This window comes from Jiulongibacter sp. NS-SX5 (genome assembly GCF_052828545.1).
In genome coordinates this window covers 2,610,368-2,635,765 of sequence record NZ_CM128248.1, presented here as the reverse complement: position 1 = coordinate 2,635,765, position 25,398 = coordinate 2,610,368, and the positions used below count along the sequence as shown (strand labels likewise).

The following is a 25,398-nucleotide window of genomic DNA, read 5'->3' as shown; positions in this document are numbered from 1 at the left end:
TAAGTAACTATCATGAAAAAGATAAAATCAATCATATACTTAATAGTGGGAGGAGCACTGCTGACTTCATGCGGCGACTCTTACTTAAGTCCTCAGCCTACCTCAGGTATTACTTCAGGAAACTTCTATCAGAATGCATCTGAAGTAGAGGCCGCCCTCATCAATATGTATGACGGGATTCAAGGAACAAACTCTACCAATACCAGTGATAACCATGGAGTAATGTATGAGTTCTACCTTACAGAAATGAGAAGTGATAATACCCAAACGAAATCAAGTGAGGGGGAAGCTGCCGAGTTTGAGAGCTATACCATTACACCGAATAATGGTATCATAACAGATTACTACTCTAGCTTTTATAACGTAATTGCCAGAGCCAATGTAGTTCTGGAAAATCTTGAGGTGGTTTCTGATGCTTCTACTAAAGCAGCATTTGAGGCTGAAGCCAAATTCGTAAGAGCCTACGCTTATTTTAATCTGGTTAGATTATACGGAGAAATACCATTAATAGACAAAACGGTTTCTCCTCTTGATACAGAGACTCAGTTCACTCGAGTGTCCACAGATAATGTATATAATCTGATAGTAAGTGATTTAACTACCGCAGTTGCAGGGTTGAATAACACCTATCGAACCCGAGCATCTAAAGCAGCAGCTCAGGCCTTACTAGCTAAGGTACATTTGACTCGTGGCAATTACTCAGATGCCAGAAGTCTTCTGGAAAGTGTTATGAATTCTGGCTATTCATTAGAGTCTGACTTTAAAGACGTTTTCTATAATGAGAATAATAAGGAAGTCATCTTTGCTATTGGCTATGCTCCAGACCTTACTTCAGACAGCCAGAATTTCTCTGGTGAGTGGCTGAATGCTGTAGGTAGAACTACAGGAGTTAACTATGTAACTGCTGATGCAAAAGCAGCCTTAGATGCCATGGGCGGTAACAGAACGCTGTATTCTTACCGACAAGATGCAATTCAAAATCAGTTTGACCAAGTAGTAAAATACTTGCCGGATGGCGACGAAAACCTGGGAATAGCTGCTACATCAGCAAACCCAAATCTGGCAGGTAATGACTGGATTGTTTTACGATATGCTGATGTGCTCTTAATGCATACAGAGGCTATAATGGCTGGTGCCAATGAAACTTCAGATGCTGCTGCTTTAGCTTCATTCCAGGCCGTTAGAGACAGAGCTGGGTTGACAGATGCTGTAAGCTCTGTGACTAAGCAGGAATTATTAGACGAAAGAAGAGTAGAGCTCGCTTTTGAGAATCATAGACTTTTTGATCTAATCAGGTTCAATGAAGCAGAAAACGTTTTGTCAAGTTTTGCTGCTGCGAATGGACATAGCTTCTCTTCAAGTGATCTTTTATTACCAATACCGCAAAGAGAGATCAACCTTAGTCAGGGCCTTTTAACTCAAAATGCAGGATACTAAATAATATCAATGAGGGGGAATAGCTCCCCCTCATTCTTTACAAATGAAAAAGACCTATTACCTATTCTTACTTCTAATTTCAATTGCTTCTTTTGGGAAAGAGAGCTTAGTAAATACTAAGGCAGAGCTCAAAGAGGCGATTAAAAATGCCAAACCCGGCGATACGATAATCATGGCCAACGGTGAATGGAAAGACGCAGAGATTCTTTTCCATGCCCAAGGGACCAAAGAAAAGCCAATCATATTACGCTCTGAACAGAAAGGGCAGGTGATCATCACAGGTCAGTCTAACCTCAGGTTAGCAGGTAGTTTTCTTCATGTAGAAGGTTTAGTTTTCAAAAACGGAAATTCACCAACAACAGAATTAATTTCATTTAGAAAAGACTCGAAGACATTAGCCTATAACAGTCGCCTTACGGAGTGTGTGATAGATAACTTCAACGGCCTAGAAAGGTTCAATACCGAAGCTTGGGTCGTATTATATGGCAAGCACAATCGTGTAGACCACTGTCAGTTTATTGACAAAAGAAATCAAGGTGTGACTTTGATTGTAAGACTTAATAGCCCGGAGAGCGTTGAAAATTTTCACAGAGTAGATCATAATTACTTTGGCTATCGCCAAAATCTGGGTTCAAATGGAGGAGAGACATTGAGAATTGGTACGAGTCACTACTCAATGATGAACTCTAATACCACTGTAGAGTATAATTATTTTTACCGCTGTAATGGTGAGCATGAAATCATTTCAAACAAATCAAACCAGAATACATACAGATACAATACCTTCTTTGAGTCACAAGGAACTCTGACGATGCGTCATGGAAATGAGACCTTGGTAGAAGGAAATGTATTCTTTGGAAATGGAGTAGCACATACTGGTGGAATAAGAATTATCAACGAAAAGCAGACTGTTCGAAATAATTATCTGGAGGGTTTAACGGGAAATCGTTTCAGAGGGGCCTTGACCATCATGAATGGGGTGCCTAACTCTCCTTTGAACAGGTATGTTTCTGTTAAAGAATCTATTGCAGAGCATAATACATTTATCAACTGTGAGTATATAGAGCTTTGTGCTGGTAGTGATGAAGAGCGTAGTGCCATACCACAAACTACCACGGTTTCAGCTAACCTGTTTTACCAGGATGGAAGAGCTCAGAAGTTTGGTGTTTATGATGAGCTTAAAGGAGTTTCATTTAGCTCAAATGTCTACAATACATCACTAGAAGGACTAACAACTAAAGGTTTTGAGAAGAAAAGTTTATTTGGTAAGAGAAATGAGAATGGTCTGCTAATTCCCACACTTGACATTAAAGCAGGAGCCCATTTTGATCATGAAATAGCCAACAGAGATAACACCGGAGTAAATTGGTATCCAAAACAGAAAGGTTTAGCTGGCTTTGGGTCTGGTAAAGTAATTCTGGTATCAGAAGGGTTAAATACACTTTCTGACGCTGTAAGTAAGTCTGAGCCGGGTGATGTGATTCAACTTACGGGAGGAAAATATAATCAAACGAAGGTATTGAGCCTACCTCATCCATTAAGCTTTGAAAGCACCAATGCGGCCACCATAACTTATGAAAATGCCCAGCTTTTCATCATTGAGAACGGAGCCAGTTTAAAACTCAAAGGATTAAAAATTGACGGGAAAAATAGCCTGGATGCTCCACTTAATTCTGTAATAAGTACGAGTAGGTACTCTATGAATCAGAATTATAAAGTGATCATAGAAGACTGCGATTTCACCAATCTGGATGTTAATCACTCATATAATGTTTTGAAAGTAGCTCAAAGTACCTTCGCAGATACTATTTCTATCAGAAATACTCGCTTTAAAAACATTAGCGGAACAGTATTGCTATTAAATGCAGAAAAGGATGACATAGGCATCTATAACGCCGAAACTGTACTTATTGAAAACTGCTTGTTTGAAGACATAGAAGGAGCCGCTCTTAAAATGTACAGAGGAGGGTCAGATGAAAGTACCACAGCTGGTTTGCTTAACGTAAATCATTGCGAATTCAAGAATATCGGCCATGGTAAAAAAACAAGATAGACTCGTCTATAGAGTTATTGGGTGTTCAAAATACTGAAATCGCAAATTCACTTTTTGACAATACCAAGCCTATAAATGTGCACCTTACTGTAGGTGAGCCTAAGACCTTTGTACATGATATCTGTCTTCTCAATACCCCGGAAGTGACAGTCAAAGGAGAAGGGTATAGCTCTCAAAATATTTACGAAACGAATTCGAGCTGCATCAATGGCTCTGATGGCGAATCAATTGGCGTACTAAAATGAGAGTAAGAATATACATCACATACTTCTGCCTCATTTTCATTGCTTTAAGCAAAGTAGATGCTCAGACTCACCCTAGCCTGACCATGTCTCCGCAAAGTGTAAAGCAGTTAAGAAAAAAGCTACGTAAAGCAGATCTTTTTAAAGAGACATTGGATGCCACAATAGCATCTCTCGATAAAGAAATGCAAAAAGGGATGGATGTGCCGGTTCCAAAAGATATGGCTGGAGGCTATACGCATGAGACTCACCGAAAAAATTACCGACTCATGGAGACGGCCGGGTATGTATACCAGATCACAGGTGATGCCAGATATGCTGACTTTGTCATTGATGGATTATTAAAATATGCAGATCTATACCCAACCTTGGAGAGGCATCCGGCTACAAGATCTTATGCCAGAGGGAAGTTATTCTGGCAATGCCTAAACGATGCTAACTGGTTGGTGGGTGTTAGTCAAGCATACGATTGTGTTTATCATAGGTTAAAAGTTGAAGATAGAGATAGGGTAGAAGGCGATCTTCTGATTCCCTTCGCCCGCTTTCTCTCCGAAGAAAATCCTCAGTTTTTTAATCGTATACATAATCATAGTACCTGGGGATGTGCCGCCGTAGGTATGCTTGGGCTGGTGCTGAATGATTCTAGTTTAGTCAATAGAGCCTTATATGGCTATAAAGCAGCCGGAGAGATAGAGTTAAAGTTTGATAATGACGGCGGCTTAATCACTCAGGATGGTCAATCTACAAGCGGTTTTCTAGCTCAGATAGAGGGACTCTTTTCGCCTGATGGTTTGTACTCTGAAGGAGCGTATTACCACAGATATGGGATTTACCCTTTCTTAATCTTTGCAGAGAGTCTGGAGAATACACGACCAGAGCTCAATATTTTTGCCTATCGGGACAGCCTGCTGATAAAGTCTGTGTATGCCTTGTTAAATCAGGCCACATCTAAAGGTGATTTCTTCCCATTAAATGATGCCCAAAAGGGGATGTCTATCTATAATAGTTCTTTAGTAACCGCCGTAGATATAGCCTATAATTATGGAGGCCGTGACCCCGAACTTTTATCAATCGCCGAGAAGCAGGGAAGAGTTACTTTAAACCAGTCTGGCTTACAGGTGGTACTGGATATAGATAAGGCAAAAGAGCTAAAATTAAGCTCCGAAATTTACAGAGATGGTGTAAACGGAGACTTCGGTGGTATTGGTATCCTCAGAACGCCTGGTGATCTAAATCTCGTATTCAAGGCGGGCAGCCATGGAATGGGTCATGGCCATTTTGATCAGTTATCGTTCTCACTTTATGAGAATGGCGAAGAAGTAGTTCAGGATTATGGAATGGCTCGTTTTGTAAATATTGAACAAAAAGCAGGTGGTGTTTATCTGCCTGAGAATACGAGTTTTGCAAAGCAAACGATTGGTCATAACACACTGGTAGTAAACCAGCAAACCCAGTATCAGGGTAAAACGGTAGAAGCTGACAAGTATTCTCCGGAGTTAAAGATTCAAAAAATAGAGAACAATAATATCCAGGTTATATCTGCCTTAGATTCTATGGCTTACCCGGGTATTACATTAGAAAGGCAACTGGTGGTAGTAGATGATGAAAGCTACTTTTCAAACCCTGTTGTCGTTGACATATTCAAGGCACAGTCTACCGAATTAACTTCCTATGATTATCCCGTTTATTATACCGGCCAACTGCTGGAAACGGACTTTAATTACACGCCAGCTTTGGGGTCCATGGTTTCCATGGGCTCCGCTGATGGCTACCAACACTTGTGGAAAGAGGCTGAAGCCAGAACTAATAAAAACGGAAGTTATTTTTCAACTCTAAGTCATCAGAGGTTTTACACATTTCACTTCGGGACCAGTACGGGAGACAGTCTTTATATGGCTCGTACGGGAGCTGCAGACCCAAATTTTAACCTGAGAAGAGATCCTGTATTTATTTGGAGAAAAGAGGCTAAAGGGTTGACTGCTTTTGCTTCGCTGATAGAAGCTCACGGTTCGTATACACCAGTAACAGAGAAAGCTGTAGAGCCATACTCTACTGTAGAAAATATCAAGGTTTTAATGGCGAACAAGACCTGCTCGGCCGTCATTATTACAAAAAAGAGCAAACAAAAGGTATTGTTGGTAATTACCAATAAACCAGACCAATACCAATGGATAGATACCGAATACGGGATGTTTCAATGGAATGGCAATTACTTCATACAAAACATAAACGAAAAAGAATAAATGAAACTAAAAGGTAGAGTAGCGATTGTGACAGGAGGAGGAAGAGACATTGGCAAAATGATCTCACTTAAACTGGCTGCAGAAGGAGCGAAAGTGGTGGTCAATTATTTCAGTGGTAAAGAAGCCGCGGAACAAACTTTAGCTGAGATTGAAGAAAAAGGTGGTGAGGCCATACTCGTGCAGGGTGATATGACCAAAGCTGCTGATATCAAAAAAATGATGGAGCAGACTCAAAAGGCGTTTGGAGATGAAGTGCATGTTCTGGTGAACAATGCAGGTGGATTGGTAGCTCGTAAAACCTTAGCAGAGATGGATGAGGACTTTGTGAACTTTGTGATGGCTTTGAATTTTAATTCGGCCGTTTTTGTGACTCAGGCAGTGGCCCCTTTAATGAAGTCTGGGGCTTCTGTTATCAATTTATCATCTCAGGCTGCCAGAGATGGTGGCGGTGGAGGGTCGGCTATTTATGCGGCCTCTAAAGGAGCTATTACCACCTTTACGCGTGCTTTATCGAAAGAGCTGGGGCCAAAAGGTATCAGGGCTAATGCTGTATGCCCCGGAATGATTGCCACTACATTCCACGATACTTTCACTACAGACGAGGTACGTACCAAAGTAGCAGCGTCTACACCACTTAAACGCGAAGGTGCTGCGTCAGAAGTGGCAGATCTTGTAGCATATCTGGCTTCAGATGGATCAACATTTATTAACGGAAATAATATTGATATAAACGGAGGCCTGGCCTTCTCATAAGACGAATTTAACCTTAAAACTAGTTCAATAATGATTAATAACGCGACAGAGAATTTTGTAGCAGACACAGATGTACAATGGGAGCAGGTAAGCGACCTTGTAAGGAGAAAAATAATGTCATATGACGACAAACTTATGCTTGTAAAAGTAGAGTTTGAAAAAGGCGGAGTAGGCCAGCTGCATGAGCATTACCATAGCCAAACCACATTTGTAGAGAGTGGGTCTTTTGATGTGACCATTGATGGTGAGACAAAGACACTTAAAAAAGGAGATGTTTTCTATATTCCTCCTCATGCTTTGCATGGTGCGGTTTGTACTGAGAAGGGAGTTTTGTTAGACTTCTTTAGCCCTATGAGAGAGGATTTTGTATAACCTTTCAACCCGGTGGAAAGTCTGTTTAAATAATAAAACAGACTTTCTGCCATTTCAGAATTCCTTGACCTAACGATAAAGACAATGAAATTAAAAGGCTTGCGGTGGTGGGTGATAGGTTTAATTGCCCTGGCAACTATCATAAATTATATAGATCGTCAAACACTCAATGTGTTATGGCCTGAAATAGCCAATGACCTTTACCCGGATAAATCAAATGATGAGCGTAAGGAAATCTATTCATACATCTCCATCATTTTTGTGTTTTCATATGCTTTTGGTCAAGCTATTTTTGGTAAAATATTCGACTGGATAGGCACAAGGCTAGGTTTTGGCCTTTCTATCGGTGTATGGTCTATAGCTACAGCACTGCATGCATTGGCTAACTCCTTTGCTGTGTTTGCTTTATTTCGGTCTCTATTGGGCATAGCAGAAGCAGGCAACTGGCCCGGAGCAGCTAAGGCTAATGGAGAATGGTTTCCTACCAAAGAAAGGGCCTTTGCCCAAGGATTGTTTAATTCTGGTGCAGCTATCGGGGGAATTATTTCTATTCCGCTTATTGCCACGCTTTCGGTATTCTTTTCATGGCAATATATTTTCATATTGGTTGGTTTAGTGGGCCTTTTATGGCTTTTGCCTTGGTTTTTTATTGTCAAATCTTCACCTGAAAGTCATCCTTGGCTCACAGAAGAAGAAAAGCAGTATATACTAAGTGGTCAGTTAAATGAGCAAAAGGATGGGACAAGCGATAAAGACTCTCCTCCAGAGGAGGAAAGTTTATTAGGCAAGAAAGAAAGCTGGGGAGTTATTCTGGCTTCAGCCATGATCGACCCGATTTGGTGGCTGTTTGTATTCTGGATTCCGATTTACCTCAATGAAGTCTATGGTATGGATGTTAAGTCTATAGGGCTTTATGGTTGGGTACCTTATGTGGGAGCAATGCTGGGAGCATGGTTTGGTGGAATTTTAGCTCAAAACAGACTAAAGATGGGCTGGAGTATTGATAAAACTAGAAAGCTGGTCATTACTTTAGGCTGTGTAATAATGTTACCGGCCTTGCTGGCGATGTCTAATCCGGGTGGTCCCACACAGGCTGTTCTTATTATGGCAGTTATCCTTTTTGGTTTCCAAGCCGCCATTGGGAATATACAAACACTGCCTAGTGATATCTATCATGGCAAAACTGTGGGAACACTGGCAGGCTATTCAGGTATGGCCGCCAAGTTAACGGCAGCAGGCTTAACCTATTTGGTACCCTGGCTTACCAGTGGTGGCAATTATACCCCGGCTTTTATTATTGGGGCTGCATTGGCAATTCTGACTATGCTAAGCGTATGGGTTCTGATCCCAAAAATCAAATTACTATCACAAACAAAATAAACGAAGAATTAAAATGAGTCAATCAGGAGCGAAAGTTGCCGTTATCACAGGAGCAACAGGCGGTATTGGTTTTGAAGTAGCCAAAAGACTTGGCAAAGACGGTTTTACTGTGATTCTTAATGGAATCAATGATGAGGCAGGTGCTGAAAGAATTAAAGAATTGACGGCAGAAGGGATTGATGCTGAGTACTATGGTTTTGACGTCACTAAAGAAGAGGAAGTGACAAAAAATATTACGACAATAGGTGAGAAATATGGGCGTATAGACGTCTTGGTTAATAATGCCGGTGGGCTTGGCGGAAGATCAAGATTCGAGGAAATGACCACAGAGTTTTATCGTTTTGTAATGGCTCTGAATCTAGATTCTGTATTTTTTGCCTCACGAGCGGCAATACCTTTCCTCAAAAAAGGGGAAAACGCTACGATTATTAACTATACCTCTAATGCCGGATGGAATGCCGGTGGACCTGGTGCTGGTATTTATGGAACCTCAAAAGCGGGTGTACATGCTATTACAAGAGCGTTGGCTAAAGACCTTGCCGAATATGGAATTCGAGTCAATGCTGTTTCTCCGGGAACGATTGATACTCCTTTTCATGCTCAGATTAAATCTACTAAACCTGAAGTTTTTGCCTCTTGGAAGAATAATATCATGTTGGGTAGACTTGGTCAACCTGAGGAAGTGGCTTCGGTTGTTTCATTCTTATCAAGTGATGACGCCTCTTTCATCACGGCAGAGACTATTCAGATTGGTGGAGGTCAGGCATTGGGTATATAGTATACCGTTAAGGCTGTTTAATGTGACCTATCAGGGTTGTTTATAAGTTAGGTGAAAGGCAAAATATAGGGGATTTATAACCAGTTATAGTCCCCTTTGCTTTTTTGTCATCGTTACCGGCAACGATACCGTGATTATTTATCAGAACAATCGGAGTTATTTCATTTCTAATCGTTTTCTTCATGGTTGTAAAGTGTTGATTATCAATTCAATTATTCGAAGTTATGAAATCTAAAAGGGTGGTAAGTTTTGGAGAGGTGATGCTTCGTTTTTCGGCACCCGACTACCAGAAAATAGAACAGGCAGAACAGTTCGATTTGTCATATGGGGGCTCAGAAATGAACGTTTCGGCCTCATTAGCCAGGTTTGGAATTGACGCCTGTCATGTTACTGTTTTTCCGAAAAACCTAATAGGAGAAAAAGCTGCCAACTACCTGAAACAGCTTAACCTGGATACCCGCTATGTGATTGAAAAGGGTCAAAGAATGGGCCTGTATTACATAGAAAAGGGGGCAAGCATGCGGGCGAGTCAGATCGTGTATGACCGTGAAAATTCTGCCTTTCAAAATCTTGATCCTGCTTGGTTTGACTGGGAAGAAATATTGAAGGAAACGGACTGGTTTCACTGGAGTGGTATAACGGCCGCTTTAAGCCAGTCGGCCGCCACTGCCTGTTTAGATGCTGTAAAAACCGCCCAAAAAATGGGGATTACTGTATCCAGCGATATTTACTATAGAAGCGATCAATGGAAATACGGTAAGAAACCACAGGATATATTACCCGAGCTTGCTTCTTATTCTAATGTCTTATTAGCGAATGAAGCCAATATGCATGAGTTACTTGGAGCTCCGCTGTCTTCATGTCATGAGAGTTTTGAGCGTACCAGCCATGACACTATGAAGATGTATCAAGGGATCACCAAAGTGGTGAATACCAATAGAGAGCAAATTAGCTCACACCATAATAAGATATCTTCAATGCTCTATGATGGGGAAAGGCTGTGGTCTTCACAAGAAAACGACATCACTTATATAGTGGACCGGGTAGGAGGTGGAGATGCCTTTCTGGGAGGCTTTATTTATGGGCAGCTCATTTATGAGGATGACTTAAAATCTATCTGTTTTGGTACGGCAGCCTCTGCTTTAAAGCATACCATTCCGGGCGATATCAATCTGGCGGGTATTGAAGAAATTGAAAACGTAATGCTGGGCGATAGCTCAGGTAGAATAAAACGCTAGTGTTCCACACAAAAAATGGACAAGAAAATGAAAATAAAGCATCAGACTTTAGGGGAGTTTATTATTGAGAAACAAGACTCATTCAGCTACTCTTCAGGAGAGTTGACAAAACTTCTCAATGGAATTGGCCTGGCCACCAAAATTGTAAATCATGAAGTAAATAAGGCCGGTCTTGTGGATTTGATTGGTGAGGTAGGTGAGATCAATGTTCAGGGCGAATCACAGCAAAAGCTGGATCTCATGGCCAATAAGACCTTCATAGATACCTTATCTAAGCGAGAGATAGTCTGTGGAATTGCCTCTGAAGAAGAGGAAAGTTTTATCACCATAAACAGTCAGGATAAGAATCATCAAAACAAATATGTGCTTCTAATAGACCCACTGGATGGCTCCAGTAATATTGATGTTAATGTTTCAGTAGGCACTATTTTTTCAATCTATAAAAGAGTGACTCCTGTAGGCACACCAGTAACTCAGGAAGACTTTCTACAAAAAGGAAGAAACCAAATTTCTGCAGGTTACATCATTTATGGTAGCTCCACCATGCTGGTTTTCACTACAGGTAACGGAGTGAATGGTTTCACGTTAAACCCTGCTTTAGGAACATTCTATCTCTCTCACCCGGATATGAAACAGCCGGAAGACGGGTCAATTTATTCCATAAACGAAGGTAACTGTGCATCTTTTGAGCCAGGCATAAACGAATATTTGAATTACTGTAAAAGCACCGATGGCAAGAGTGCTTATAAGTCCAGATATGTGGGGTCATTAGTGGCTGATTTTCACCGTAACCTGCTGAAGGGTGGTATTTATATGTATCCTGGCACCAAGACAGACACCAACGGTAAACTCCGTTTGCTCTATGAGTGTAATCCAATTGCTTTATTAGCAGAGCAGGCCGGCGGTGGAGAAACAGATGGTACGGGGTCTGTATTAGATATAGAGCCTACTTCGCTTCATCAAAGAGTACCGTTTTTTACCGGATCTAAAAATATGATTAATGAGCTTAAAGGCTTTTTGAACCAAGAATTGTGAAATTATCCATCTCCAGATTATTTGATCAGCTAAAAAAGGTTGGTCCTGGTATTATGGCCATTGGCTTTACTATAGGCACGGGAAGTGTCACGTCGATGATTGTGGCAGGGAGTAAGTTTGGGATGGATTTACTATGGGTACTTTTCCTGAGTTGTCTGTTCTCATTTGTGTTAATAGAAGCATATGGAAGGTTTGCTTTAGTCACGGGTCAGACATCATTAAGAGCTATCAGAGAAAAGCTTGGCCTTGGAACATACCTTGCGGGATTTATAATTCTGGGTATTTCTTTCGGGCAGGTAAATTCCTTAGTAGGCATTTTAGGCATTACCTCAAATGCCGTATTTGAGGTAATGATTTTATATTTTCCTCAATTTTCCACTTCTGATTGGATTCCAAAACTTATAGGAGGCATTATTCTTTCCCTTTTTTATTGGATTTTGATCCAGGGATCATATTCAAGATTTGAGAAAATACTAATCGTTTTTGTCTCCTTATTAGGTCTTTCGTTTATCGTAGGTCTTTTCATAACACCACCTTTATTAAGTACAGTTATTTCTGGTTTTGTACCTCAGGTACCAAAAGTTGAGGGAGCTACCATGCTACTTGTGGCTTTTGTTGGTACCACTATGGCGGCAGCTACTTTTATATCCAGACCCTTGTTTATTCAAGGCAAGGGATGGGATCGGTCAATGATACATCAGCAGCGGAAAGATGGCCTATGGGCTGTCATTATGATCTTTTTGATCTGTGCATCTATTATGGGAGTATCAGCCGGAGCCTTTAAGAATTCATCGGGCTCTATCACGAACGTTTTAGATATGTTTGAAATACTAAGACCTCTTGCAGGAGATTTTGCAGTGGTTATCTTTTTTGCTGGGTTACTTTCGGCGGGCTTATCTTCTATTTTCCCGATAATGCTGATTACTCCAATTATGATAGAAGATTTTCAAGGCAAGAAAATGGACACTGGTTCTATTCAATTCAGGATTATTACAGCTGTTTTTGCAGGTATTGCACTTTTTGGTGTTTTACAGGGTGGAAACCCCATAGAGGTACAAATACTTTCTCAAGTATTTAATGTTTTTGTGCTACCCTTAGTCATATTAAGTATCATTTTATTGATCAATAAAAAAGACTTAATGGGTGAGCATAGGGCAGGAGTATGGCTTAATGTTGGCCTTGTAATAGCATTTATATTTTCGGTGCTCATTTCTTATAACGGGGCAGCTGCTATTATGAATTCACTTTAACTATTGATATACCTCACAAAAGCAGGTAAAGCAATATCAGGGTTAGCCAGTTCAGGGTGCCAATGTTTTTCCCATTCAAAACTTAAGTAGCCCTTAAAGTTTATACTTTTCAAAGCATTAAGAACGGGCTCAATAGGAAACTGACCTTTTCCTGGAAGAGTATAGTGAAAGCTGCCGTCTGTGTCAATCAAACCATCTTTGTATTGTGCCACCGCAATTTTTGATTGTAAGGTCTTAACCATTGAATTGGTCGCTTCTCCCGTTTTCTTGTACATATTGAATTGATCCCAGATCAGCCGATTCCCCGTGGTTTGTAGAACACTTAATAATTGGTTTGAATCTACTAAATCACCATGAGCATCAAGAAGCACTTCTACGCCACTTTCTTTGGCATAATCGTTTAAAGTTTGAAGTCCGGAAAGAATAGGCCCTAAAGGATCATCTCCCAAAAGCTTATCAGGAAATACTCTGATAAAGGGAGTTTCAAGTTTTTCTGCCAAGTCAATATACCTTTTAGCATCGTCTAAATGCTGCTTTCTTTTTTTAGGTTCTCGGTGGTGTAGTTGGGTGCTTGAGTTAAGCATAAGGACTTTAACACCGTTATCATTGGCGATCCTCTTCAGTGAAGGGATGTTTGTAGCCGAAAAATCTGGGTGATTAAAGAGGTCTCTTTGATCAAGGTAGCATCTCAGTTCTACGGCCCCAAAGCCATAGACCTTGGCCTTATCTATAATTTGCTTAAAGTTCCATGACGGGCAGGCCATGGTGTTATAACAAAGCTTTGGTGTATTCTTCTTGTAGTTTAAAAATGGAAGTATAACCGTGCTTGCTAGGAAATTTCTTCTGTTTAGGGTCGATGGTTTTCTCAAGAATTATGGCAATTAAACGAATAGTAATTTAAGCATTTTTCGCTGAGAAAAAGTGTGAAATGGGTGCCGAGTTTATGCGGCACCCGTTCTGTTTAAAGTCTTAATCCAATGGAAAAGACATTGGCATTGATGGGGTTATTATCATTAAATAAGGGCTGCATATCATACTTCGCAAATAGTCTGACGTCACCTCTACCGGCTTCTGCCATTAGTCCATAGTTAAACCTTCTCAGGTTATACTCTCCTTTTTCTTTGAATTTGCCGTAGGCATCTTCAAACTTCTGATAACTGTTAATTCGCACTCCACCATAAGCCCCTATGCCTAGTCTGAAATTGCTTTCTTTAAAGCCAAACTGTAACATTACAGGTATGTTCACGAAGTTATTGACCAGCTTTGATTTGATTAGTGTTTCATCTACCAGTTCAAAGTCTGAGATATTACCAGCCTCAAAATATTGCTCGTCATAACGCATCATCAGGTTATTCCAGGCGAATTCAAGACCCGTACCTAAGGCCACATCTACATGTCTGCCAGTGATAAGTTTGTTATTCCTTCTCCATTGTAAGGCCACATATCTTGACTGCCAGGTACTAAGCTCTGGCATATCCACTGCAGCGTCAAAATTGTTAAGAGCCAGTACAAGACCGAAGTCTTTTTTGTCAAACATATTTTCTCTTCTATGAGACTTTCTATGTTGATCGTTATCATCCCATTCTGAGTCCCAGTCGCGGTGGTGATCGTAATCTTGAGCCTGTATTGTATTTATTGAAGTGATGGCCAAAATGGCAATTGAAAGTGTTTTAAATAGCTTTTTCATAATTGATTTTGTTATAGTTTGATAGCTTTTGGAGGTCAGATGATGGTTTTTTATTAAAAGTTGCTTCAGGAGTCAAAGAATTAAATTTTACGAATAATTCAGTAGAGGAAACGAATACGGGGAGAAAAGTGAAAACGAAGAATAAAGTATTTTAATTACATAAAATATTTAAATAGTACCATTTATTTTGGTAAATCAGAGCCCTTCTACCGACCTTTGTAACACAACCTCTATTGAAATGAAAAGCATATTATTATCTCTATTTGTCGTGGTTTCGTTGGCTATGAGCAGCTGTATGAAATCAAGTTATAAGACCAACGGAAACATTGGCATAACCAAATCAGAAGAGCTGAAGGGCTTCGCATTCGCAGGAGATTCTCCAGAGGATAAGGCCATGTGGTCGCCTCTTCAAAAAGCTGTTTTTGTAGACCTTCAAAGCAAGAATTACTTCTACGATAATGTCAACCCTGAGGTGGTAGTTTTTGTAAAAGAATTGCCTAAAGGCGTTAAGCTTCTCAGTGGAAACTCTACCGAGGCCGGGCTTGAAACAGGCAAGATGAAAACCAAAGGCAAGACCCTGTTAATACAAATGGTAGAAACGCAAGGATACACCACGGTTTGGAGAGGTTTTGCGGCATTACAATCCGATAGAATTGCTGCAGCCGTAATTCAGCCAAGAATGGTTCAGTCTATCTTAAATCAGTAAGAGATTAGAAGCACAAGCTAGCTGCACCAAGCAGGCCGGCGTCATTGCCAAGGGTTGCTCTCTTAATTTCAAGGCTCTCTGTGTAATACGGAGTTAACCAGTAGTTGATCTGACGATTAACGGCTGGCATAATGTACTCAAAAGAAGCTGAAAGGCCACCACCGATCAATATTGTGGTGATATCAAGTATTCTGATCATTGAAACTAAACCATCACCCAGCAGAGTACCTACTTCATCGAAAATAGCCAGGGCCAATTTGTCTCCCTCAGAGGCCGCAGCTACCAATCCTGTAGTAGATATAGTGCCATCAGCTGCTAAAGTAGTTTCGCCGGTCCACTCGGCTCTCATTCCATTGGCAAGGTCAAGTAGCTCTACTTTTCCAATGTTTCTCTCCAGCACTTTGCCGTTTTTAGAAGGCATATGACCAGGCTCCATAGCGTTTCCGCTACCGCCTTTAAAAACTTGTTTATCTATAATAGCTGCACCGCCTACACCAGTACCAAGGGTTACGAAGATATAATCTTCAGGCACTCCATCTTCACCGAAATAATATTCACCTAACGCGGCAGCATTTGCATCATTTTCTAAAAAGAACTTTTTACCCTCAAAACGAGCCTCCAGTTCAGGTATAACCGAAATACCATTGATTTCAGGAATAGCCGTGATCTCAATTAAGCTTTGACGATCTCTGGTAATAAGGCCCGGAACACCTATTCCACCTTTTTGAACATGTGGGTTCTCTTTTAATTGCAAAGCTATGGCATCTCCCAGTCGTTTTACAAAGTGGCCAGACTTACGCCAGCTGCCTGTATCATGACTGTAAAAGTTTGTGATATTACCTGTTTCGGCATCTACGATACCCATTTTAACGTTTGTACCTCCGATGTCTATACCCAGATATTCTGTTGCCATTTGTTGTTTTTTCCAAGGGTTAATGCGTGACAAATATAATCCAAAATGTCTTTTTGGAGCATCATTTTGCAAAGATTATGCAAAAAGGTTATGAACGAGCCCTTAATTTTTAAAAAATATTAATTATTTGAAGCGTTGATTTCATCAATGAGCTGCAGGACTTCCAGTCTGCCCATACCTTTCTCAGAAGATGTGATATAATGCTCGGGCAAAATAGCCCAACGTTCTGCCAGGGCCATTTTAAAGTCATTGATGTTTTTTTGACCTTTCATAGGCTTCACTTTATCCCACTTGGTAAAGATGATTTTGATAGGAATTTCCTTTTCCCCAAGTTTATTGACAAACTCGATGTCTATTTTTTGTGGAGGTATTCTACTGTCTATCAAGACAAAAACATAAAGTAAATTCTCCCTTTGTTCCAGGTAATCCCAGGTCATTTTTTCCCATTTGGCCTTCTCCTTCAGAGGTACTTTGGCAAAGCCATAACCAGGCAAATCCACTAAATACCAGTGGTCTTCTATCAGAAAGTGATTGATTAGTTGTGTTTTGCCCGGGGTAGAAGAGGTCTTAGCTAGTTTCTTATTGCCGGTCAGCATATTGATAAGTGAAGACTTCCCAACATTAGAACGACCAATAAAGGCATATTCTGGGTGAATTGGTTTTGGACAGTCTTCTACACGAGGTGCACTTTTGACAAACTCTGCTTTTATCGGATGCATTAATCTTTACACTTTGGGCATCGCCCTTCTATTAATAAACTGATGTCTTCTCTTTGGTAGCCCTGAGGTAGTTCTATTCCGGGTATGTGAATGGTTTCAAGGCAGGTGGTATCTCCACATTCATTACACTTAAAGTGTACGTGATCATGATGGTGGTTATCGGTAGAGCATTCCTCCTCTTTACATAAGGCATATTTGCTTCCTCCGTCAGCATCCGGAATTTTATGAATGAGGCCTTTCTCTACAAAAGTTTTGAGTGTTCTGTAAATGGTAACACGGTCATATCTGTCATCTACCTGCCCTTCTACATCTCCATGAGAAAGTGCGGCAGAATTGCTCATAAACGCGTTCAATACCTCTTCACGACAATCTGTATGCCGTAAGCTAAAAGATTTTAATACCGTTCTTGCCTCCATTTCTATGCCTCCGTTTCTATTGAATTATGCTCCATCTGCAGCTTAACCAAATTTGAATAAATTCCTTCTGGATTCAAAATTAACTCTTTATGCGTACCCTTTTCAGCTACTTTGCCATGATCTATGACATAAATCTGATCTACATTTTTCACTGTCCCCAGCCTATGGGCAATGATAATAGTGGTACGGTTTTCCATGAGCTGACCCAGGGCCTCCTGCACCAAATGCTCTGATTCAGAATCCAAAGCACTTGTGGCTTCATCCAGAAGTAAGATTACGGGGTCTTTGAGTATGGCTCTCGCTATGGCAATGCGTTGTCTCTGACCACCTGAAAGTTTAACACCACGCTCACCCACAATCGTCTTCATACCTTCAGGGAAGCGGTCAATAAACTCCATTGCATTAGCTTTTCGAGCAGCATCCAAAACTTCTTCTTCGGTAGCATCAGGCTTACCGTAACGTATGTTTTCTTCAATACTACCGCCAAACAGAATGACCTCTTGCGGTACAATCGCCATTTGTTTTCTCAAAGCTGTGATATTGTAGGAGCCTGCAGACTTGCCATCGATCAGGATATCACCTTCATAGTCTGAGTAAAAACGCATGAGCAACTGCACAATCGTCGACTTTCCTGCCCCACTTTGCCCCACCAGGGCTATCTTTTCTCCAGGCTTGATATTCATACTGAAGCCTTGGAGAACTTCTATGTCTGGCCGTGAAGGATAAGAAAAACGCAGGTTTTGGTAGTCAATTTCTCCTTTTAAATGAAGTTCTTCTATATCATCTTCTAGCTCTACCTCAACAGGCTCATCCAGAATCTCAAGCAGCCTTTCAGATGCTCCGATGCTTTTCTGAATTTGGGCGTAGATGTCACCCAATCCGTTTAGTGATGCACCAATAAAGGCAGTATAAAACAAAAATGACATAAGGTCTGCCAATGCAATTTCGCCGGCCTCTACCAAACCACCTCCATACCAAACCACCAGCATGATACCGCCAAACAAGCCCACGATAGCAAAGGAGATAAACCCACCTCTGATAGAGGCTGCTCTCAATGCCAGTTTCACAATATCGGTCATGGCATTATTATACTTTCCACTCTCCAGACGCTCATTTGTAAATCCTTTTACCACGGTGATACTCTGCAAAGTCTCTTCTACTTGTGTATTGGCGGCAGCAAGGGTCTCCTGAACTTTTCTGCTCAGCACCCGAATGTATTTGCCAAAGAAAAATGCGGCAATAACTACTATCGGGAAGGTAAGCAACATGAAAAGTGTGAGCTTCCAGGAGATATAAAAGATGATGGCAATACCAACAACTAAAGTGGCGACCTGTCTGAAAAATTCGGCGAGAGTAAGAGATAAAATGCTTTGAAAGGCACTCACGTCTGCCGTGATTCTACTCAATAAATCGCCCACTCGATTCTTCTCAAAAAAGGCAATGGGAAGGCTGATAAACTTATTATAAACGTTTCTCCTGACGTCTGCCGAGGCATTCTCACTTACCACAGCAAAGAAGTACACCCTGAAAAATGAAAATACTCCCTGGAGCAAAAGAATGAGTCCAAAAAACAGGACAACCTGATTTAAGCTGAAATCTGAACCGCCTTCTATCACGCGGGTTACTTCGCCTATAAGACTAGGAAAAGTCAAGGTAGTACTGGTAGACAGCACCAGAAAAATCAAGCCGATAATGAAGGTCCACTTGTATGGTAAAATGTACCGAAAGAGCTTTTTGGCTTTTTGTAAACCATCCCGGCTAATCTTTCTTTTTTCTTTTGGAGCTATTTCATCCAAAACACTTTTCTTTTCCTGTGCCATTACTCTTCTACTAATCCTCGATACTTCGATTTACGAAGAATTTCCTGAGGATCTTTAATCTTAAGTAACTCTTCTAACGAGACTTTCGGGTTTTCGGTTCTGAACTTATCGATGATTCTCCAGCCTAGCCATTGACCTACGCGGCCTGGGCAGGATGGTCCAATTTCAGGCACCTTCGGTCGCTCACCGATATACTTTTCCTTTACTCTCCGGTTTTGCTCATAGAGCAATTGCTTATCTATGAAATGAGCCCAAATGATGTCCTGGTTATACCAGTTGCCCTCCAGCGAGCTATCAGGAATAGCTATGATTTGAGATTCAGGAGTTTCCGGCAACATGGCCTTTGTGAACTCAAAAGACTTTCCGAAGAAGATCATATCATTCAGGAGTTCGCCGCCAGGGTTATTCTCAATGTATGGCCCTGCCATTAGTCTTACCACTGTGGGTACGATATACTCCGGCTGATACCTCAGCTGTATATACTCTGGCTGGTCTGGCCTATAGCTCGCCGATGGTCCGGCAAAGGCCTCTGATGAGATAATCACAATGGAGTCTCCAACAAAAAGGTCGTTTTCAAGGCCTGTAAAAGTGATATACACAGAAGGAACTTTAAAGTCAGGGTAGGTTTGTTTGATATTGGCAAAGGCCTTTCCAAATTCTTGTCTTAGCGATTCATAATTACCAAAAATGCTATCAGTTTCCTGATAAAAGGCACGGCTCCCCGGGTGAGAAATAATCTCAAAAAGGTGGCTGATAAATGAAGTGTCTTCAGGGAAGGCTCTGTATAGGCTCTTTGAATACCAGGGGTTCTTTTCCAGAAAATCCTGTAAATCTTCTTTGCTTTCCAGCGACATCAATTGCTGGTCAAAACGTACCAGATTGATATCTAATGGGTCTGTTGAGTTTATCGTTTTTGTGTTCTCTTCACAGCCCCAGATCAATGTGATGAGCAAGCTAAGTGTGAAGATAAGTTTCAGGCTTTTTGTCATAATTTATTAATCTTTTGAGATGTACAACGCTTAGAAAGAACGATCTGTTTCATAAGATATCCCTGCTTTTTCTCTAGTCACATCTAGCAGATGAATAAGTCTCTTGCTGTCTTTATGACTCCAAAGTTCACTCTGTGTAGCCCCTCGTCTTAAGCAATCATTCACTTCTCTTATTTCGTAATCGTAGCCAAAAGTTTCTCTGGGAAACTCGAAAGTTTGAGCCTCTCCTTCGTCAGGAATAAAGCTTACTTCCTTGCTTTCGTGAAACTTCCTTTTGATGTGAATTCTTCCTTTATCGCCATAAATGATGGCATCAGTTTCGGTGTTAGTACCAAAAGAGCAGTTCAGACTGGCTGTGGCCAGGTCGTCGTATTGATAAACGAAAGTAGTAGTTTCATCTACGCCCGTTGGTCCCATGGTAGCTGCTGCCAATATCTTTGATGGGTACCCCAAAATCAAAAGAGAAAGGAAAGCCGGGTAAATTCCAATATCTAGAAAGGCTCCGCCTCCTAAGGCACGGTTTAGTGTTCTTCTTTCTGGCATATAAGGAGGTATAAAACCAAAGTCTGCCTGAAGCGTTTTAACCTTGCCAATGGCTCCGGCGTCAATTAACTCGAGCACTTTTTTTGTGGATGGGAGAAAACGAGTCCAGAGGGCTTCCATCAGAAATGTTTCTGACTTTTGGGCTGTCTCTATCATTTCATCCACTTCCTCTTCGTTCATCGCGAAAGGCTTCTCACAAAGCACTGCTTTTTTATGCTTTAGGCATAGCATTGTACATTCGTGATGTAAGTTATGAGGCGTAGCAATGTATACAGCATCAAGTCCCTCGGCTTCAAAAAGCTGCTCGTAACTTCCATAAGCAAATTGGGCTCCATGCCTACCGGCAAAATCAGTAGCTCTGTCAATAGATGAGGAAGCTACAGCCAGAAGTTCGGCGTTTTCTACGGTGGCCAGATCAGAGGCAAATTTCTCGGCAATTTTACCGATTCCTATGATGCCCCAGTTTATTTTCTTTTCCATAGGGTTTTCGTGTTTGAGGTCACGAAATTAGGAAAAGATTCGGTTAACGTACCACAAAGCGTTTGGTGGCAGACTGGGCTCCGGCGTTTACTTTTAGCAGATAGGTGCCTGAGCTTAACTCTCTGAGGTCAAAAGTCCAGCCTCTATATGGAGCATATTGAGCATAAAACGAACGTCGATTACCCATGGCGTCATAAAGATCAAAACTTGCTCCTGCATCTTTGACAGGTACAATTAACCTTTCCTTTGCAGGGTTTGGGTAAAATACCCAATCATTGGCTGAGTTTTGTATTACAGGCTCACTCGCTAAAGGAGAATTAGTTATGGTAACAAAAGGGCCTTTGAACTCTTTACCAGCTTTATTGTAGAACTTCAAACGATAGTAAAAAGTACCGTAGCCAATATTATTATCTGTGTAGGCATATGATTCACCACTGGTGGTGTTGGCAGAAGCATTAAAATCCTGTAGCCTTACAAAGTTCTTATTGTCCAGGCTCTTTTCAAGTCTAATAATGTCTGCTCCGTCCTGGTAAAGGGTATGCCAGCTTAAATTGATCTTTGATTTATCAACTAACTCTCCTCTGAAATACTCAAACTCTATTGGGTCTGGCGGAGTTAGGTTTACAAACCAGAAATCGTTTTCTCCATTATTTCGAGTTAAGTCTTCAGACTCTGATCGGCTGATGCATGCCAAAGCAACTGTTCCATCTGTTAAAACTGCTCCGCCACGAGCTACGTCAATATCTTCACCTCCAAACATTCCCAGATCTTCAATGACGCCGTTTGGATTCAATTTTACGGTGAATACATCAGTAAGCGAGCCTTTTGACTGAACTCCACGGATTCGGGAATCACTTGTACCAAAAGCCAGCAAGCTTTTGTTTGATTCCACCAGAATATTATAAAGGTTGTCATTGCCGTCACCTCCAACTTTCGTTTGCCATAGCAAAGACCCCGAGGAGCTAATCCCAAGAACATGGCCGTCTTTCTGGCCAAAACTTTCTGTGACTATACCGTTGGTAGAGCTGGTTTCGCCTACAGCAATATAACCACTGCCGTTCGGGTTTACGGTAATACCGTGAAGGGCGTCAATATTACTACCTCCAAAAGCCTTTTGCCATTGCAATTGACCATTAGAATTCGTTTTGATAACTAAGTAATCGAGGTTTCCGTTGCCAGCACCGTTGATTTCATTGGCAAGGGCTGAGGTACTACCTACCATCACTACATTCCCGACATTATCTATGGCGAGGCCGTGCATCTGATCATCTAGAGAACTTCCGAAGTATTTCTCCCAAAGAGTATCACCTGTAGGTGTAAGTTTCGTGAGATAAAAGTCTTTGGCCTTATAGGGGTTTGAGCCTATTTCGTAAGTGCCACCTACATAAATATATCCTGATTTATCCACCTCAACTGAGGGCTGAGAGAACTCATTGGCAAAGTGATAGGTGTCTTCCGTAAACCTTCTGCCTCCGGGAATGATTCGTTTGGAGACCAGGCTGCCATCCTCTTTGAGTCGAATGATCAAAATGCCACCGTTAGGTCCATTAAAGTTGGCATCGCCATCCACAGATCTGGAGCTGCCTACTACTACATATTCCCCGTTTGAAGTCCTGGCGATATCCGTGGCTACATCGGCATCACTACCGCCAAAAGTCTTTATCCATTGGATGGTCCCCTGCACATTGATTTTTAAGACTAAGAAGTCGGTGCCCCCGTTGCCATTATAGGCATATGAAAGCGGTATATCACCATTATCGTTAGAGTTGGTTGAGCCAGCTATGATAAACCCTCCGTCAGAAGTTTGGGCCAGAGCATAGGCGTTATCGTTATTATCTCCACCAAAAGAAAACTGCGAACCCACGTGGTACACTGTTTGGGCAGATAATTGAAGTGATAGGATTAGCAGGAATGTGATTCTTATAAAAGTCAATGTCGAGGTTCTCTTAATTCAGGTGTTTTATAAGAGATTTCAAACATCGTGCCTAAAAACAAAACCGCCCTTCTATAGCATAGAAAGGCGGTTTGAATATGTTTTTTCCAGCTTAAAGTTTTGCCAGAATTCCATTTAATGTAACACTCGGTCTCATTGCGGCAGAAGCCAAATCATCATTTGGTTGGTAATAACCTTTGATGTCTACAGCTTTTCCTTGAACCTCGTTAAGCTCGTTTACAATCTTCGCTTCGTTTGTCGCCATTTCACCAGCTATACCTTCAAAAGCTGCTTTTAGTTCTGCATCATCATTTTGAGCAGCCAAAGCCTGAGCCCAGTACATTGCCAGATAAAAATGACTGCCTCTGTTATCCAGTTCGTTTACTTTTCTTGAAGGAGATTTGCCAGTAGTCAATAACTTTTCGGTTGCCTCATCAAGAGCATCTGCCAGTACTTTCGCTTTAGGGTTATTCTCTTTTTCACTTAGGTGTTCCAGTGAAACCGCCAAGGCAAGGAATTCACCTAGTGAGTCCCATCTCAGGTGATTTTCTTCTGTAAACTGCTGAACGTGCTTAGGGGCAGATCCACCTGCACCCGTCTCAAAAAGACCACCGCCATTCATCAATGGAACAATCGAAAGCATTTTAGCACTTGTACCAAGCTCCAGAATTGGGAATAAGTCTGTCAGGTAGTCACGAAGTACGTTACCCGTTACAGAAATAGTGTCTTTTCCTTCGATGATTCTTTCCAATGAGAATCTAGTGGCTGCCTGCGGAGAAAGGATATGAATCTCAAGGCCATCAGTGTCATGCTCAGGTAAATATTGCTGAACCTTTTCAATTAGGTTAGCATCGTGAGCTCTGTTTGCATCTAACCAGAATACTGCAGGAGTACCTGTAGCTTTAGCTCTGTTTACGGCTAGTTTTACCCAGTCTCTGATTGGTGCATCTTTCACTTGACATGCTCTCCAGATATCACCTTCTTCTACCTCATGTTCCAGGATAGTCTCACCTTTTGAGTTTACTACTCTTACCGTTCCGGCAGCAGCTACTTCAAAAGTTTTATCGTGTGATCCGTATTCTTCAGCCTTCTGGGCCATCAGACCTACGTTAGATACGCTACCCATAGTGGTAGGGTCAAATGCACCGTTTTCAATACAGAAATCGATGGTCTCCTGGTAAACGGCCGCATAGCTGCTATCAGGAATCACCGCTTTGGTATCTTGAGTCTTTCCATCTTTATCCCACATCTGACCAGAGGTTCTGATCATAGCCGGCATAGACGCATCAATAATCACATCACTCGGTACATGAAGGTTGGTAATTCCTTTGTCAGAATTTACCATGGCCAAGTCAGGGCCGTTTTCGTAGCATTTCTGAATATCTGCTTCTATCTCTGCTTTTTCTTCTGCAGAAAGCTCATCAAGTTTGCTTATCAGGTTACCAAAACCATTATTTACATCTACTCCCAGCTTTGCAAAAGTAGCTCCATGCTTTTCAAAAAGGTCTTTAAAGTAAGCTCTTACGGCATGACCAAAGATGATAGGGTCAGATACCTTCATCATAGTGGCCTTCATGTGTAAAGAGAATAAAACGCCCTGCTCTTTGGCATCAGCTATTTCTTCTTCAAGGAAGCTCACTAAAGCTCCTTTGCTCATTTTGGTAGCATCTATGATTTCACCTGCCTGAAGTGGAGTACTTTCTTTCAGTACTGTCACATTGCCGTTAGTATCTACATGTTCTATACGTACATCGGTAGCTTCTGTTACGGTTACAGACTTCTCGTTTGACGCAAAATCATTCATGCCCATGGTAGCCACGTGAGTCTTAGAATCCTTTGACCAGGCACCCATGCTATGTGGGTTTGCCTTGGCATAATTCTTCACGGCTTTTGGTGCTCTTCTGTCTGAGTTACCTTCACGTAATACCGGGTTTACGGCACTACCTTTAATTTTATCGTATCTTGATTTGATGTCTTTTTGAGCATCGTCTTTCGGCTCATCCGGGTAATCAGGAAGTGCGTATCCCTGTGCCTGAAGCTCCTTGATAGCCGCTTTTAACTGAGGAATAGAAGCCGAAATATTCGGAAGCTTAATGATATTAGCCTCCGGAGTTTTGGCAAGTTCGCCAAGCTCAGCCAGGGCATCACCTATTTTCTGATCTTCATTTAGGAAATCAGGGAAATTAGCAATGATTCTACCAGCTAATGAAATATCTCTGGTTTCAACTTCTATACCGGCTTTAGCCGTGAAAGCCTCGATAAACGGAAGTAAAGAATAGGTTGCTAAAGCAGGTGCTTCGTCAGTTTTGGTATAAATGATCTTAGACATATATCTTTTTAAGATTTAGGAGACAGGAAACTTCTGTCTACAATAATTTCATGTTTGAAAAAGGAGTGCAAATCTACAAAAA

General features: G+C 41.3%; 23 protein-coding genes. 12 read left to right on the top strand and 11 right to left on the bottom strand.

The window, feature by feature from the left end; genetic code table 11:
- Window positions 1–12 precede the first annotated feature (12 nt).
- The 8 genes from ACUXV0_RS11640 (at window position 13) to ACUXV0_RS11605 (ending at window position 9,258) form a co-directional block, all read left to right on the top strand.
- Window positions 13–1,437, top strand: coding sequence for a RagB/SusD family nutrient uptake outer membrane protein (locus ACUXV0_RS11640; RefSeq protein WP_446189725.1), 1,425 nt, complete (start codon window positions 13–15; stop codon window positions 1,435–1,437).
- Window positions 1,438–1,480: 43 nt separating this feature from the next.
- The gene (locus tag ACUXV0_RS11635; protein ID WP_446189724.1) at window positions 1,481–3,490 is read left to right on the top strand and encodes a polysaccharide lyase 6 family protein; all 2,010 of its coding nucleotides are present in this window, start codon (window positions 1,481–1,483) and stop codon (window positions 3,488–3,490) included.
- Window positions 3,491–3,507: 17 nt separating this feature from the next.
- Complete coding sequence (locus ACUXV0_RS11630; RefSeq protein ID WP_446189723.1) at window positions 3,508–3,735, top strand: hypothetical protein; 228 nt, start codon at window positions 3,508–3,510, stop codon at window positions 3,733–3,735.
- Window positions 3,732–5,975, top strand: a complete 2,244-nt coding sequence (locus ACUXV0_RS11625) for an alginate lyase family protein (RefSeq protein WP_446189722.1) — start codon at window positions 3,732–3,734, stop codon at window positions 5,973–5,975. The genes ACUXV0_RS11630 and ACUXV0_RS11625 overlap by 4 nt, the downstream gene beginning before the upstream one ends.
- Window positions 5,976–6,728 (top strand): SDR family NAD(P)-dependent oxidoreductase, encoded by a 753-nt coding sequence (locus ACUXV0_RS11620; protein WP_446189721.1) that lies wholly within the window; start codon window positions 5,976–5,978, stop codon window positions 6,726–6,728. It abuts the gene before it with no gap.
- A 30-nt stretch (window positions 6,729–6,758) separates the two neighbouring features.
- Window positions 6,759–7,100, top strand: coding sequence for a cupin domain-containing protein (locus tag ACUXV0_RS11615; RefSeq protein WP_446189720.1), 342 nt, complete (start codon window positions 6,759–6,761; stop codon window positions 7,098–7,100).
- A gap of 84 nt (window positions 7,101–7,184) precedes the next feature.
- Window positions 7,185–8,480 carry an MFS transporter gene (locus ACUXV0_RS11610; RefSeq protein WP_446189719.1) on the top strand — a complete coding sequence of 432 codons (1,296 nt, stop codon included), beginning with the start codon at window positions 7,185–7,187 and terminating at the stop codon, window positions 8,478–8,480.
- Window positions 8,481–8,493: 13 nt separating this feature from the next.
- A complete protein-coding gene (locus tag ACUXV0_RS11605; protein ID WP_446189718.1) occupies window positions 8,494–9,258 on the top strand; it encodes an SDR family NAD(P)-dependent oxidoreductase in 765 nt (254 codons plus the stop codon).
- A gap of 40 nt (window positions 9,259–9,298) precedes the next feature.
- Here ACUXV0_RS11605 and ACUXV0_RS11600 read toward each other — a convergent pair whose 3' ends face one another.
- Entirely contained in the window at window positions 9,299–9,442 is a 144-nt protein-coding gene (locus ACUXV0_RS11600) for a hypothetical protein (protein ID WP_446189717.1), read from the bottom strand.
- A 40-nt stretch (window positions 9,443–9,482) separates the two neighbouring features.
- Here ACUXV0_RS11600 and ACUXV0_RS11595 point away from each other — a divergent pair, with 40 nt between their 5' ends.
- From ACUXV0_RS11595 to ACUXV0_RS11585, 3 genes are read left to right on the top strand one after another with little or no spacing between them, the layout of a single operon-like run.
- Complete coding sequence (locus ACUXV0_RS11595) at window positions 9,483–10,496, top strand: PfkB family carbohydrate kinase (protein ID WP_446189716.1); 1,014 nt, start codon at window positions 9,483–9,485, stop codon at window positions 10,494–10,496.
- Between the two features lie 27 nt (window positions 10,497–10,523).
- A complete protein-coding gene (gene fbp / locus ACUXV0_RS11590; RefSeq protein WP_446189715.1) occupies window positions 10,524–11,531 on the top strand; it encodes a class 1 fructose-bisphosphatase in 1,008 nt (335 codons plus the stop codon).
- Window positions 11,528–12,781 carry an Nramp family divalent metal transporter gene (locus tag ACUXV0_RS11585; protein ID WP_446189714.1) on the top strand — a complete coding sequence of 418 codons (1,254 nt, stop codon included), beginning with the start codon at window positions 11,528–11,530 and terminating at the stop codon, window positions 12,779–12,781. Before fbp ends, ACUXV0_RS11585 begins: the two co-directional genes overlap by 4 nt.
- Here ACUXV0_RS11585 and ACUXV0_RS11580 read toward each other — a convergent pair.
- Both ACUXV0_RS11580 and ACUXV0_RS11575 read right to left on the bottom strand, forming a co-directional pair.
- Window positions 12,778–13,650: a sugar phosphate isomerase/epimerase family protein gene (locus ACUXV0_RS11580; RefSeq protein ID WP_446189713.1), complete on the bottom strand. Its 873-nt coding sequence runs from the start codon at window positions 13,648–13,650 to the stop codon at window positions 12,778–12,780. The genes ACUXV0_RS11585 and ACUXV0_RS11580 overlap by 4 nt on opposite strands.
- 92 nt (window positions 13,651–13,742) lie before the next feature.
- A complete protein-coding gene (locus tag ACUXV0_RS11575; RefSeq protein ID WP_446189712.1) occupies window positions 13,743–14,468 on the bottom strand; it encodes an outer membrane beta-barrel protein in 726 nt (241 codons plus the stop codon).
- A 238-nt stretch (window positions 14,469–14,706) separates the two neighbouring features.
- Between ACUXV0_RS11575 and ACUXV0_RS11570 the strand changes: the two genes are divergently transcribed.
- On the top strand, window positions 14,707–15,174 hold the full coding sequence (locus ACUXV0_RS11570; protein ID WP_446189711.1) for a hypothetical protein: 468 nt from the start codon (window positions 14,707–14,709) through the stop codon (window positions 15,172–15,174).
- A gap of 4 nt (window positions 15,175–15,178) precedes the next feature.
- Here ACUXV0_RS11570 and ACUXV0_RS11565 read toward each other — a convergent pair whose 3' ends face one another.
- From ACUXV0_RS11565 to ACUXV0_RS11530, 8 genes are all read right to left on the bottom strand, one after another.
- On the bottom strand, window positions 15,179–16,087 hold the full coding sequence (locus ACUXV0_RS11565; RefSeq protein WP_446189710.1) for an ROK family protein: 909 nt from the start codon (window positions 16,085–16,087) through the stop codon (window positions 15,179–15,181).
- Between the two features lie 119 nt (window positions 16,088–16,206).
- Window positions 16,207–16,806 (bottom strand): ribosome biogenesis GTP-binding protein YihA/YsxC, encoded by a 600-nt coding sequence (yihA, locus tag ACUXV0_RS11560; protein WP_446189709.1) that lies wholly within the window; start codon window positions 16,804–16,806, stop codon window positions 16,207–16,209.
- Window positions 16,806–17,222, bottom strand: a complete 417-nt coding sequence (locus tag ACUXV0_RS11555) for a Fur family transcriptional regulator (RefSeq protein ID WP_446189708.1) — start codon at window positions 17,220–17,222, stop codon at window positions 16,806–16,808. The genes yihA and ACUXV0_RS11555 overlap by 1 nt, the downstream gene beginning before the upstream one ends.
- Before the next feature lie 2 nt (window positions 17,223–17,224).
- A complete protein-coding gene (locus ACUXV0_RS11550) occupies window positions 17,225–19,042 on the bottom strand; it encodes an ABC transporter ATP-binding protein (protein WP_446189707.1) in 1,818 nt (605 codons plus the stop codon).
- Complete coding sequence (locus ACUXV0_RS11545; protein ID WP_446189706.1) at window positions 19,042–20,031, bottom strand: gliding motility protein GldB-related protein; 990 nt, start codon at window positions 20,029–20,031, stop codon at window positions 19,042–19,044. Before ACUXV0_RS11545 ends, ACUXV0_RS11550 begins: the two co-directional genes overlap by 1 nt.
- A gap of 30 nt (window positions 20,032–20,061) precedes the next feature.
- Window positions 20,062–21,054: a Gfo/Idh/MocA family protein gene (locus tag ACUXV0_RS11540; RefSeq protein WP_446189705.1), complete on the bottom strand. Its 993-nt coding sequence runs from the start codon at window positions 21,052–21,054 to the stop codon at window positions 20,062–20,064.
- Between the two features lie 43 nt (window positions 21,055–21,097).
- A complete protein-coding gene (locus tag ACUXV0_RS11535) occupies window positions 21,098–22,987 on the bottom strand; it encodes a T9SS type A sorting domain-containing protein (RefSeq protein ID WP_446189704.1) in 1,890 nt (629 codons plus the stop codon).
- 112 nt (window positions 22,988–23,099) lie between these two features.
- Window positions 23,100–25,316, bottom strand: coding sequence for an NADP-dependent isocitrate dehydrogenase (locus ACUXV0_RS11530; protein WP_446189703.1), 2,217 nt, complete (start codon window positions 25,314–25,316; stop codon window positions 23,100–23,102).
- Window positions 25,317–25,398: the final 82 nt, after the last annotated feature.